Origin of the sequence: Gracilibacillus ureilyticus (genome assembly GCF_900111195.1) — a bacterium.
Lineage (GTDB): Bacteria > Bacillota > Bacilli > Bacillales > Amphibacillaceae > Gracilibacillus > Gracilibacillus ureilyticus.
Window position 1 is genome coordinate 273,848 of record NZ_FOGL01000001.1, and the last position, 13,470, is coordinate 287,317.

Consider the following 13,470-nt stretch of genomic DNA (forward strand, 5'->3'; position numbering starts at 1 on the left):
GCTAGAAGGAGCGTTTAAGAAGAGAATCCGAAACACATGATAAAACATTCAGATAAAATTATTGAACTGCACCCCAATTGTTGGACACAAACAAATGGAGGGTGCAGTTTTTATATGGCAAAATTAAAAGATCTGAAACTTAATTAGCTCTGTAACAGTTAATTACAAAAAGAAATCTAGGAAATAGCAACTATTTTAAGGAGTTTATGTTCCATATTGCACTGGCATATTCATTAATTGTTCGGTCACTGGAAAATTTACCTGAGTGCGCAATATTTATCAAACATTTGGATTGCCATTTTAATTGATCGCGAAAGGTGAGATCAATTAAATGTTGTGCTTCTACATAACTGTCAAAGTCCTTTAAGATAAAGTATGGGTCATTTGTCTGTAATAACTGAAAATATATATCTTTAAAAGAAGATGTATGATAAAGACCATCATGTAGTTGATTTAATATAAACTGGATTCTCTGATCTGTTTGAAAGATTTCATTTGCCTGGTAATCCCCTAGGTTGTAATGCTGATATACTTCTTCGGATCGCAGACCGAATATAAACATGTTATGTTTTCCAACTAATTGCTCCATTTCCAGGTTAGCTCCATCTAATGTACCAATCGTTAACGCACCATTCATCATCATTTTCATATTACCAGTTCCAGAGGCTTCTTTACTCGCTGTTGAAATCTGCTCACTAACATCAGCTGCTGGAATAATTTTTTCAGCAAGGCTAACATTATAGTTTTCAAGAAATACAACCTTTATCTTCCCCTGAATCGATAGATCATTGTTTACGATATCTGCCACTGTATGGATAAGTTTTATTATCTCTTTAGCTAAATGATAACCTGGTGCTGCTTTTGCGGCAAAAATAAATGTCCTTGGCATCACATTCAAATTAGGGTTTTCCTTAACCCGTTCATATAAATAGATGATATGAAATACATTTAACAGTTGCCGCTTGTATTCATGGAGCCTTTTTATCTGAATATCGAATATCGACTGATCATTAACAGTAATGCCGGTCTGCTTGAAAATATACCGGGCTAAATCCTGCTTATTAGCTAACTTTATGGCAGCTAGCTCTTTCAGAAGTTCCCGATCATTTGAATAACGAAGTAATTGGTTTAATTCACATGGCTGGTCGATCCATACTGGACTTATAATTGAGGAAATGAATTCTGCTAATGTAGGATTTGCCATTAGTAACCAGCGTCTATGAGAGATTCCATTTGTTTTATTTTGAAATTTGCCAGGAAAAACAGAATGAAAACTCCGCATTTCTTTAGTTTTAAGTATTTCTGTATGAAGTTTTGCCACACCATTCACTCGGAAACTTGCAACAATTGCTAAACGTGCCATGTGTACGTGATCATCCGCAATAATTGCAAGCTGAGGGATTTTATGACGCAATTCAGGATGATTATAGAATATATATAGACAAAAACGTTCATTCATTTCTTCGATAATCATGTACAGGCGTGGTACAATTTCTTGCACCATCCAGACAGGCCAAGTCTCCAATGCCTCTGACATGATCGTATGATTGGTATAGGCGAATAAATTTTCTACAACGTTCCATGCTTCACTCCAGCTAAATTGTTCTTCATCCATCAAAATCCTCATTAATTCCGGAATAGCAAGAGTAGGGTGGGTATCATTAATTTGAATAACTACTTTTTCATATAGTAAATGATAATTTGACGAATGATTTTCTCGATAATCATTTAATATTTGCCTTAAAGATGCAGCAACTAGGAAATATTGCTGTTTAAGACGTAATTTTTTCCCTGCAATACTTGAATCATCCGGATAAAGATAGCCGGAAATCTGTTCGATTTGTTTTTCATATTCTAAATGATCATAATAATTATCCTTTTTGGCATGATTTAGTTCGAGAACAGGTTCTGCACTCCATAGCCTTAGTGTATTTATAAATTGATTGCGGAAACCGACAATTGGTATATCATAAGGGATAGCTCTGACTTTCTCCGTTCCGGAATATTTACAACTTAGATTTCCAGATTCATTATTATAAAGAGAGGCATTTCCTCCATATTCAATAACAACTGAGTCTTCATCTTTTCTCAATTCCCAAGGATAAATTTCCTTTAACCAATCATCAGGGAATTCTGTCTGGTAACCATTTATAATTTTTTGTTCGAATAAACCATATCGGTATCTTATTCCGCAGCCGATACCCGGATATTTTAATGAGGCCATAGAATCCAGAAAACAGGCAGCCAGCCTGCCTAAGCCACCATTTCCCAAACCTGGATCATGTTCGGCTTCATACACCTTTTCCGGATCAAATCCTAATTCCAACAATGCATCGTTACAAACTGTTAATAAATTGTAGTGTAACAGATTATTTTTTAATAAACTGCCGATTAAGAATTCCATAGAAATGTAATAAACACGCTTAGCCATAGATGACCGGACTTGATCAGATGTTTGTTTCCAATCCTCTGAGATGAATTCGTTAAGAATGGAACAGACTATATAGTATATTTCTTTATAACTAGCAGCATTTGTCTCTTTCAAGGACCGCTGTTCTTCAATTTTATTGATAAACTGCTGGACCGTTAAACTTGCCAAGTTTTATCACTCCTAACATTAGATGGTCCGACTCCAAGTATCTGATCATAAATCTTAACATATTGATCTCTGGATAGCTCCCAGCTAAAGGAAGACTTAGTTACATTTCGGAAGAGAGGGTACCATTTATCCTGGTCTTTAAAAATAGTAAGTGAATAACGTAATACTGCTAAAAGATCATGGGCGTTGTAATGAGAGAAACTAAATCCATTTCCTGCATGTGTATACTCATTATATGGTACTATCGTATCTTTCAACCCTCCGGTTTCTCTGACAATTGGAACTGCATTGTACTGAAGTGCAATTAACTGAGCAAGACCACAAGGTTCAAATTTGGAAGGCATCACAAAAAAATCACCAGCAGCATATAATTGCCGTGCCAGTTTCTCATTAAACTGTAAATATGCAATCATTTTTCCCTTATGCTGTTGTTCCATTTGGTAGAAAAAATGTTCAAAGTGATATTCTCCCGTACCCAATACAATAAATTGGACATCTTCTTCTGATAAAAACTGATCTAATATCCTCTCAATAAGATGTAGACCCTTTTGTTCTACAAAACGAGTAATCATCACATACATCGGCTTATCAGGGTCAATTTCCATTTGAAATTTATGCTGAATATAAAGTTTATTTAATCTTTTTCTTGAGGAAGAGTACTGATACTTGAAACGAATGGATTGATCTGTTTTTGGATGATAGCTTTTTGTATCAATTCCATTTAGTATTCCTGAAAGGTCTTTACTTCGGTCTTGAAGACATTTGAACAACCCCTCGCCATAATATGGAGTCTTAATCTCTTCTGCGTATGTCGGACTAACAGTTGTTATTTTGTCTGCGTGATAAATCCCTGCCTTCAGGCAATTAAGTAATCCATGCCATTCCATTCCGGCAATATGCTCATCATCCAATCGAAACAAATCATGATAGGATTCTCGTAACATAATACCCTGATATTTTAAATTGTGGATGGTGAGGACAGATTTCATCTTTGGCGTATTTGAATAAACTTTATTAAATAACAGTGATAGGGAAGCTTGCCAATCATGGGCATGAATAATATTAGGCTGAAAATTCATGTATGGCAGGGAAGAGATCACCGCTTCGCAAAAATACACAAAACGTTCTCCATCATCTTCATAGCCGTATACATCATCTCTTGAAAAGTAATACTCATTTTCAATAAAATAATATGTCACTTGATCAAATCTCATTATATATAAACTAGTTGGCTGTTTTCTCCAGCCAACAGAGACATCAAATGAAGTCACTTTTACCAGTTGTTTACGCCAGTTAGTTAAAATAGATCGATATAATGGCAGGATGACACGTGTTTCAATATCATCAAGCTGGTTAAGTACAGGAGGAAGAGAACCAATGACATCTGCTAAACCACCGGTTTTCGCAAACGGAGTACATTCCGATGCTACGAATAGTACTTTTTTTTTCATCATTCCGGCACCACGGGTGTTTTATCAATTTTTCCAATTACATGCGGATCATCTGACTTGCCAATAATTATATCCTCTGTAGATAATACGGAATATTTGTCGATAATTGCATTTTCAATATATGCCCCAGATTTGACCCTGCAATGATCCAGGATGATTGAATTCTTTATAGTAGATCCTTCTTCAACAATTACGGCTCTTGACAGCATGCTTTTCTCCACATTACCAGCAACTTGGCAGCCACTGCTGATAATAGACTTATTTACATTGGCCGTTTTTTCAAATTTCGCAGGTTTATAATTACTTATTTTAGTAGAAACATTTTTCCCTGGTTGGAATAGTCGAAAATAATTATTTGGATCCAGTAAAGCAATATTCTCACGGAAATAATCCACTGAAGATTCTATGAAACTGCCATAACCTTCGTGTGCAGCTGTGCGAACATTTAAAGAAGATAAATTTTCCCAAATTGTATCCACAAGGAAATTCCCTCCAACCATCTGCTTGTTAGAGTGAACTAAATCGAACAAACAAGATTTCTTTATAATAAACACCCCTGTAAAAATTGGTTCACCAGATAAATTATCAGCGATATCGGTAACAGAGTGATCAAGATCTAACTGAATAGCTAACTTTTTAGCATTGGAGGATGAGGAATATGCTGATAATAGGGTGACATCTGCCTTCTGTTCAATATGGCGTTCAATCAAGTCAAGATAATCAGTGTTTGCTATAAATGAACTTCCTGTAACTAACAGGTGGTCTGCCATGCTGCGTTCTATATAATCCCAATTATATCCAAAAAACTCTAAATCACCCAAGGAGCCATTTTCCTCCCAGAATGGAGGCAATACATACAAACCACCATGCCGTTTGTTAAGTTCCCAATCTGCTCCATTACCAACATGGGCAATTAATGAACGATAATTTTTTCTGGCAAAGATAGCAATATTGTTAATACCCGAACGAATCAAATTAGTTAAAGAGAAGTCAATTAGCCGGTACCGTGCCGCAAAAGGAACTGCAGCTAAGCAGCGATCTTTCGTTAACTCTGACAGGCAAGCATTATCCCCTGCCAGATTAATAATACCCATCACATTATTCATCGATTCAATCCACCTACTTTTTGTATTTCCTGAAAGTATTCATTCGTTAAAACGACTGGCTCTTCAGATAAAGGAACAGAAACAGTGGTAAAGTCAGGCACATTTACGCCTTCTTGCACAATAACTCTTTCTAATATTACATGATGGCCGACTCTTACACCTGGATGTAAAATTGAATTTTTCACAATAGTGTGAATCCCGATTTGTACATCTTCGAATAATACGGAAGCCTCCACGGAACCAGAAATTACACACCCATTATTAATCAGTGACTGATTGACAGACCCAGTACTTGCAATCAGCTGAGGCGCGAAGTTATTATCATGGGAATATGTTATCCAGTTTTTTTTATTTAATTGCAAAAGAAAGTGATCATCCAACAAATCCATATGTGCTTCCCAATAACTTTGAACCGTTCCGACATCCTTCCAGTACCCGCTGAATGGGTATGCATACAATTTCCTTTTTTTATGTAACATATAAGGCAGGATATCTTTCCCAAAATCATGGGTTGAATCTGGATTGTTATGATCATATTGCAAGAAATCTTTTAATACATCCCACTTAAAAATATAAATCCCCATGGAAGCTAGATTGCTTTTCGCAGAGAGAGGTTTCTCTTCAAAACTCGTAATCTGATAACGGTTGTTCATATTAACTATTCCAAAACGGGACGTTTCCTCCCAAGGTACTTGAATAACAGAAATGGTAACATCCGCATTAACTGACTTATGATGATGAAGTAATTCATTGTAATCCATATGATAAATATGATCACCAGACAAAATAAGTACATAGTCCGGATCGTACCGCTCAATAAAGCGAATGTTCTTAGCTACTGCATCTGCTGTCCCTTCATACCATTTCCCGCCATCATGTTCTGTAAAAGGGGAGAGGATGGTTAAGCCATCATCCATACGATCCAGATCCCACGATTTCCCTATACCAATGTGTTTGTGTAAAGTTAAGGGCTGATATTGCGTAAGCACTCCTACTGTATACATTTTTGATTGAACACAATTACTTAAAGTGAAGTCAATAATCCGGTATCTTCCACCAAAAGGGACTGCTGGTTTAGCTACATTTTTTGTTAATTGTCCTAGCCTTTTGCCAATTCCCCCTGCCAGAAGCATTGTGACACATTCTTTTTTCACTTTGTTTCCTCCTTCACAAACTCTTTCACTAATTGATAAATACTTATTGCGAGTGGAGGGATTTTTACCCGGATATGTTGTTTGTGACAATGCCATTCTTCATTAATTGTAACTTGATTGCCGGTATTAATTTGACCTGATCCTCCATACTTACTATCATCTGAATTAAATATTTCTTTATATGTGCCAGGTAATGGCACACCAACTTTATAATTCTCATAAACATTTGGTGTAAAATGACAGATTATAACTAGAAATTGATCTGGTTGTTTACTTATACGTTGAAACACATATATGCTATGGTCACAATTATCAGCGTCAATCCATTCAAACCCTGACTGATCATAATCTAATTGATATAGAGGAAGGTTTTTTCTGTAAAAATGCAACAGGGATTGCAAGTATTTTTGCATCTGATTATGTAATGGATAATCTAATAGTAACCAGTCCAGTTCGTGGTGGTCCCGCCATTCCATATATTGACCGAATTCACCACCCATGAATAAAAGCTTTTTACCAGGATGACAAAACATATAGCCATATAATACCCGTAAATTTGCAAACTGTTGCCATTGATCACCAGGCATTTTATCTAATAAGGACTTTTTACCGTGTACTACTTCATCATGGGATAAAGGAAGGACAAAGTTCTCACTGTAATGGTACATCATTGAAAATGATACTAAATGGTGATGCCATTTGCGATATACAGGATCATATGACATATATTCTAAAAGATCGTTCATCCATCCCATATTCCATTTATAATTAAAGCCAAGTCCGCCAGTGCTTACCGGGCTTGTGACAAGGGCCATATCCGAACTGTCTTCAGCCATCATAAACGTATGAGGGAAATAGTGAAATATTACTTCATTTAATTTTTTAAGAAAAGCTAAAGCTTCTAAATTTACTTCCGTTCCATAACTGTTTGTTACTTTATTTAAATGTTCGGGCCGGTCAAAGTTTAGGCAAGTCATACTTGCTACAGCATCAACACGTAAACCATCCAGATGGAACTCTTTAAGCCAGTAGAGTGCATTGGATATGAGAAAGCTCTGCACTTCCGGTCGCCCGAAATCAAATGTTAATGTTCCCCAGGTGTGTTTCTCTGCCTTATCCGGATCACAGTATTCATAAATAGGTGATCCATCAAATAACCGTAAACCTTGCTCATCTTTACAGAAATGACCAGGGACCCAATCCAGGATTACTCCGATATTCGCCTGGTGACACTGATCAATGAAGAATCTCAGATCATCAGCTGTTCCATATCTGCTCGTTGGTGCAAAATATCCGGTAATCTGGTAGCCCCAGGATAAATCATAAGGATGTTCAGCGATTGGCATTAATTCAATATGAGTAAAACCCATTTTCTTAACATATGGTATCAGCATTTCAGCCATTTCCCGGTAGCTGTAATACGTACCATCTTTTTTTAGTTTCCACGAACCAAAGTGTATTTCATATATAGAAACAGCAGATTGATAGGAAGATTGTTTTTCTTTGGATTTTTGCCAATTTTGATCATTCCATTTGTAACTGGAAGTGGAAGGGGTTAATGATGCTGTAAGTGGTCGTAACTCCATTTGAAACGCAAAGGGGTCTGCCTTTAATAATTCATGCCCATCTTTGGTTATGATTTTATACTTGTATGGAATGCCCTCAGCCAGTGTAGTAAAAAAACCTTTCCATATACCTGTATCTGGAATGCGTTCTAATTTATAACCAGATCCAGTCCAATGATTAAAGTCACCTGCAACTGTAACTGAAACAGCATTGGGGGCCCACACAGAAAAAAGATATCCTTTCCTGCCGTTTAGTTCATGATAGTGGCAACCAAGTGATTGATAACTAAAGTAATTAGTACCTTGATGAAATAAATATATATCTTTATTTGTTGGTAATGTTATCATGCAAACTCCTTTCCAAACTTTTCCTTTTGACTAACTGTTATTATCCTATGAACGATGAACAGCACTTTATAACCAGTCATTTTATATAAAACGTTTTCAGATGAAGATTTTTATATTTGTTCTATATAACGAATATAATTGTTCGATAAAAAGAGAGAAACTAAGAAAAACCGCGTTTGTTCTTTATTAGGAACGATATTTCCGTTTATTTGTTTGTTTTTCGCCGAATATCGGGTTTTATTTATAAAAACATCTATTATATACTTTATAACGTACAGATATGTACAGAAAAAAATAGGAGGGATATATTTTGAAAAGAAAAAACAAAAAAATCATTAATGTATTAAGCACAAGTTTCATCGTATCATCAATGTTTATTGGAGGGTTATCAGTTAGTGCAGATAGTCACTCAAATTCTCAAGACACCCTTTTTGACAATCGAGTGGACTCATATCAAAACTTTTTTGGTTCCAATTCGCAACAAAACCAGTATAGCAATAACTCAGTAGGCCAGTTCCAGATTGGGGAAAATGCATGGAACAGCCGTCAATATTCAAGTATAAGAAATTCTTCTGGGCACTTTCAGTTTGGTTTTGGAAACAATTCCAGTCAAAGTCAAGGGTCTGTAAATGATACATACCAGGATGCTGAGACTGAAGGTTCTTTCAATAATCAAAACCAAGGTACAAGAAATAATTCATTTGGTTTCCAATTTACTTTTGGAAGTAACAATAATCAGCAGCAAGAATCAATGAATGGCTCAGAACAATTCCAGTCATCTAATGGTGGATTTAACGACCAGGAACAAAACCTTGATAATAATACAGAACAAGTTTCAGGCTCTGTAGGCGGTGCAATTAATCAGGGACAAGGATCTTATAACGGTAATAGTTCATATCAGGATACAGATGGAGCTTTCAATAACCAGGAACAGGAAGCAAATAACACAACTGACCAAAATGCCGGCGCAATTGGTGCTGTAATTGATCAAGGACAAACTAGTTCAAATGAAGTTACTGCAGGTCAGGGTTCAACTGGTGCTGTCAATGATCAGGAGCAGGAAATTGATAACAGCACAGACCAGAATGCTGGTGCAATCGGTGTTGGTATTGGACAAGGACAGGATTCAAATAACGTTTCTAATTCCAACCAGGATACTATTGGCGGATTCAATGATCAAGAGCAGGAATTAGAAAATAACACAGACCAAAATGCCGGCGCAATTGGGGTTGGTACAGATCAGGGCCAAACTTCTTTTAATGGATCGACTTCAGATCAGGGATCTGCAGGATTATTCAATGACCAGGATCAGGAAATTGAAAATAATACTGATCAAAATGCCGGTTCAATTGGCGCAGGAAATGGTCAGTGGCAGGATTCTGCTACAGAAACAGTAACAAACCAGGGATCTGCAGGTGTATCCAATGATCAGGATCAAGAAGTAAGCAATGATACTGACCAAAACACTGGTGCAATTGGTGTGGATATTGGTCAGGGACAAGATGCTCTAAATGGCTCTGAATCAAATCAAGGAACTGTAGGTATAGATAATGATCAGGAACAAGAAGTGAACAATGATACGGAGCAGAACATTGGAGCAATTGGTGCGGATATCGATCAAGGTCAAATTTCTTATAACGGGTCTGTCTCAAACCAGGGATCTGCTGGTGTATCCAATGACCAGGAACAAGAACTGAACAATGACACGGAGCAAAATGCTGGAGCAATTGGTGTGGATATCGGTCAAGGGCAGCATTCTACAAATGAATCTTTATCAAACCAGGGTTCTTTAGGTGTTGCAAACGATCAGGAACAAGAAGTAAACAATGACACGGAGCAAAATGCTGGAGCAATTGGTGCAGATATCGGTCAAAATCAAGATTCTTTTAATGATTCGATCTCAAATCAAGGTTCAGCTGGTGTGAATAACGACCAGGAGCAAGAGGTAAATAACAATACAAATCAGAATGCTGGAGCAGTCGGTGAAGATATTTGCCAAAACCAGGTATCTGATAATGCATCAGAGCAAACTCAAGTTGCTGTGGGCAGCAATAATAACCAGTCACAAAACGTCAGCAACACAACTAATCAAAACTCGAGTGCCCAAGGAACTAACATCAGCCAAAGCCAATCATCAACAACAACTGTTGTTCAGCGTCAACGCGCTAGGTAATTAAATCCAGCCATCTGTGTTCGTTTTTAAGAACGTAGATGGCTTTAAGTAGGTGATCATTTGTTAAAAAGAACCATAATTTCTTTATTTACAGCAATGCTGATATTTCAATCCTCAGTAAGTATGTCGGTTCTTGCAGAAGAAACAACAGCTACCGATCAAAATCAATTTACACAAGGTGATGCAGAACAATCGCAATCTATTGATACAGAGGGTACGCACGAAGGGGAACTAATTCAGGAACAAACAGCAGATGGTGAGAAGACACAGCAACAGGAATATGATGAAGAAAATGATTCAGCTGAACAGAGCCAGAATGTTGAAATTGAATTAAATCAGGAGCAATCAGTTGAGAAGGCTGATGAAATCGTGGCAGGTCAGGAACAAGAGGCAAGTCTTTTAGCATCTCAATCTCAGGAAATTAATGGAAATAATCAGGATCAGAACCAGGTTATCATCTCCGAACAGAAACAGTCGGTTGAAACAGCTGGCGCAATTGCTGATGCTAATCAACAGCAAAAAGCAAATATTTCGACAAAACAGAAAGAAAAGTTATCTGATCAAGTAAACGTGCAGAAACAAAGTACGGATATTTCTTTAGAACAAATCCAGACGGTGAGAACATCTGGAGAAGCTCAAAATGATCAGAATCAAAATCTTTCTGTAAATCGCAAAAGTTCAACAGAAGAGGAAAACAATGTTACTGTAGAAACAGAGAGTGTTGTAACAATTAAAAAAGATGATATTTTTGATGTAAGTCAATCGATTACTCATAATGGCGAAAAAGTAAAAGAATATAATTATTCCGATATCAAATTGGTCAATGGCTATTTCGAGAATTCAGAGGACTTTGTTCGTAACTACAGTTGGGGCAAGGTCTATATTTCGAATAAGTTAGTTGTTCAAAGGGATAGTAACGAGATGATTCATACATTTATGGATAGCCTGATTAGAATGGAAACAAAAGAAGAAAGGCCAAAACCTAAAAGTAAACCGGTTAAGAAACCGGATAAAGATTCTGATAGTGATGGTCTCACTGATAAAGAAGAAAGAAAATCAGGTACTGACCCGTATATAGTTGATACAGATGGTGACGGTTTAACAGATTACGAGGAAGTCAAAGTTTACTTTACGAATCCATTAATGATTGATTCGGATGAAGATGGATTATCAGATTATTTTGAAGTTGCTTATCATAATGATGAGATCGCATTTTTTAACTTCATACAAAAATCCACAGTAAAATAAGAAATGAATACATACATACCAGGAATGGATTTTTCCTGGTGTGTATGTATTTTAATTTGAGGTGAATTATACTTTTCGAACCGTAAAAGGGCGGAAGAATCTGGTGGTTACTTACGGAATTATTTAACCTTTATTCTAGTTTACATAATATTTATTATGAGAAGTTAATAAAATACAAGTCTCACCATCTCAATGCGCAAGTATACTTAAGATAGTGAGACGAAACCTAATTTGAAAAGTCGATTTTATTTAATGGTTCGATTGCTGGTCCTTCAATTACTGCTCCATCATACTGAAACCTTGAACCATGGCATGGACAATCCCAGCTTTTTTCTGTGTCGTTCCAGTTTACTTCACAGCCTAAATGTGTACATGTAGTATCTACTGCATGTATTTTATTTTGACTATCTTTAAATAATCCAATCGTTTGTCCATGATGCTTCATTTTCATTGCAGAATTTTGCTTTAATTGGTCGATTTCATCATTCTTAGTACCGATTTTCCCCATAATATATTCTTTTGCTACATTGGTATTCATTGTTATAAACTTCTTTAAATCGGGATCTGCATGAAATCTCGTTGGCCGGTACAGATCAATATACGGATTATCTTTTTGTAATATCATATCTGTTATTACGTTTGCTGCTACCATACTATTCGTCATGCCCCATTTTCTATAACCTGTTGCAACAAAGATCTCTTCACGGTTTTTATTTAACCTTCCTATATATGGGAGCTTATCCAGTGTTGTATAATCTTGAGCAGACCATTCATACATCCGTTCTTTCACATCAAATTTTGTTTGAGCAAGCTCCTTCAAGTTATCATATGGTGTATTGTTTTCATTGTATTGGCCTGTTTTGTGGTTTTCCCCACCTAAAAGCCAAATTTCCTGATTATTATGTTGCACAGTTCTTAGAGAACGTGCGGGCTGATCTACACTCAAATACATACCACCAGGATATTTACTGTTTGAAGTAAAACCTGTGACATAGGATCTTGAAGGATACATCCTTGCACTGTAAAATGCTTCCCCTTCAAAGAACGGAAAATGTGTTGCAATAATTACCTGATCACACACTATAGTCTGCTGGTTAACAGCTCTTACAACACGATGGTCATTACTATCAATATCATATACCGAAGTATTTTCGTAAATTTTGCCACCATGTTCAATGATCACATCTACCAGTGCCTTCATATACTGCATTGGGTGGAATTGTGCCTGATTTCTCATTTTCAATGCATATTTAATTGGAAAATTTACCGGTATCTCTAATAATCCTTCCCCATCGATATTCAATTTACGGTAAGACTCAAATTCAGCTTCTAATTTTCGTTGATTTTGTTCATTGTTAGTAAACAAATAGGCATCTTGCTTCTCAAATTGGCATTTTATCTCATGTTTCTGGATTATCTCTTCAATTTTGTCCATTGCATCCATCTGGCTTAGAAAATACATACTTGCTTGTTCCATCCCAAAATGAGAAATAAACTCATTGTAAACCATCCCATGTTGTGCTGTAATCTTGGCAGTAGTGTGGCCCGAAGTTCCATTCCCAATTCTATCGCGATCAACTACAACCACGTTTACGCCATTTGTTGCCAGTAAATATGCAGCCGTAAGACCGGTTAATCCTGCTCCTATGATAGTAACTTCTGTTTTTTCGTTTTTATTTAATGTAGGGAATTTTTCAATAACCGATCCTTCCTGCCATAAAGGAATACGTAAATGTTCCATTCTATCTTCCTTTCTCATTCCATCTATACTTAGCATGGCCAATTACTGCAGGATTATGACATCTTTTCAGCAGACTTTGAAGCAG

At 36.5% G+C, this 13,470-nt stretch carries 8 protein-coding genes; 2 read left to right on the top strand and 6 right to left on the bottom strand.

Annotation, left to right across the window (positions count from 1 at the left end):
• Nucleotides 1–190 precede the first annotated feature (190 nt).
• From BMW36_RS01335 to glgB, 5 genes are read right to left on the bottom strand one after another with little or no spacing between them, the layout of a single operon-like run.
• On the bottom strand, nucleotides 191–2,599 hold the full coding sequence (locus tag BMW36_RS01335; RefSeq protein WP_089738211.1) for a glycogen/starch/alpha-glucan phosphorylase: 2,409 nt from the start codon (nucleotides 2,597–2,599) through the stop codon (nucleotides 191–193).
• Nucleotides 2,587–4,053: a glycogen synthase gene (locus BMW36_RS01340; RefSeq protein ID WP_245711547.1), complete on the bottom strand. Its 1,467-nt coding sequence runs from the start codon at nucleotides 4,051–4,053 to the stop codon at nucleotides 2,587–2,589. Before BMW36_RS01340 ends, BMW36_RS01335 begins: the two co-directional genes overlap by 13 nt.
• Nucleotides 4,050–5,156 carry a glucose-1-phosphate adenylyltransferase subunit GlgD gene (glgD, locus tag BMW36_RS01345; RefSeq protein WP_089738215.1) on the bottom strand — a complete coding sequence of 369 codons (1,107 nt, stop codon included), beginning with the start codon at nucleotides 5,154–5,156 and terminating at the stop codon, nucleotides 4,050–4,052. Before glgD ends, BMW36_RS01340 begins: the two co-directional genes overlap by 4 nt.
• A complete protein-coding gene (locus tag BMW36_RS01350) occupies nucleotides 5,153–6,310 on the bottom strand; it encodes a glucose-1-phosphate adenylyltransferase (protein ID WP_175480317.1) in 1,158 nt (385 codons plus the stop codon). Before BMW36_RS01350 ends, glgD begins: the two co-directional genes overlap by 4 nt.
• Entirely contained in the window at nucleotides 6,307–8,223 is a 1,917-nt protein-coding gene (gene glgB, locus BMW36_RS01355; RefSeq protein WP_089738219.1) for a 1,4-alpha-glucan branching protein GlgB, read from the bottom strand. The genes BMW36_RS01350 and glgB overlap by 4 nt, the downstream gene beginning before the upstream one ends.
• A gap of 310 nt (nucleotides 8,224–8,533) precedes the next feature.
• Here glgB and BMW36_RS01360 point away from each other — a divergent pair, with 310 nt between their 5' ends.
• Together BMW36_RS01360 and BMW36_RS20525 are read left to right on the top strand one after the other, a co-directional pair.
• Nucleotides 8,534–10,396 (top strand): midas domain-containing protein, encoded by a 1,863-nt coding sequence (locus BMW36_RS01360; RefSeq protein ID WP_089738221.1) that lies wholly within the window; start codon nucleotides 8,534–8,536, stop codon nucleotides 10,394–10,396.
• Between the two features lie 60 nt (nucleotides 10,397–10,456).
• Nucleotides 10,457–11,644 carry a cell envelope integrity TolA family protein gene (locus BMW36_RS20525; RefSeq protein WP_089738223.1) on the top strand — a complete coding sequence of 396 codons (1,188 nt, stop codon included), beginning with the start codon at nucleotides 10,457–10,459 and terminating at the stop codon, nucleotides 11,642–11,644.
• Nucleotides 11,645–11,870: 226 nt separating this feature from the next.
• Here BMW36_RS20525 and BMW36_RS01370 read toward each other — a convergent pair whose 3' ends face one another.
• Complete coding sequence (locus BMW36_RS01370; protein ID WP_089738225.1) at nucleotides 11,871–13,385, bottom strand: FAD-dependent oxidoreductase; 1,515 nt, start codon at nucleotides 13,383–13,385, stop codon at nucleotides 11,871–11,873.
• Nucleotides 13,386–13,470 lie beyond the last annotated feature (85 nt).

Excerpts from the sequence above, each read along its gene's own strand:
- BMW36_RS01340 (WP_245711547.1), bottom strand. The coding sequence starts at position 4,053 with ATGATGAAAAAAAAAGTACTATTCGTAGCATCGGAATGTACTCCGTTT.
- glgD (WP_089738215.1), bottom strand. The coding sequence starts at position 5,156 with ATGAATAATGTGATGGGTATTATTAATCTGGCAGGGGATAATGCTTGC.
- glgB (WP_089738219.1), bottom strand. The coding sequence starts at position 8,223 with ATGATAACATTACCAACAAATAAAGATATATATTTATTTCATCAAGGT.
- BMW36_RS01370 (WP_089738225.1), bottom strand. The coding sequence starts at position 13,385 with ATGGAACATTTACGTATTCCTTTATGGCAGGAAGGATCGGTTATTGAA.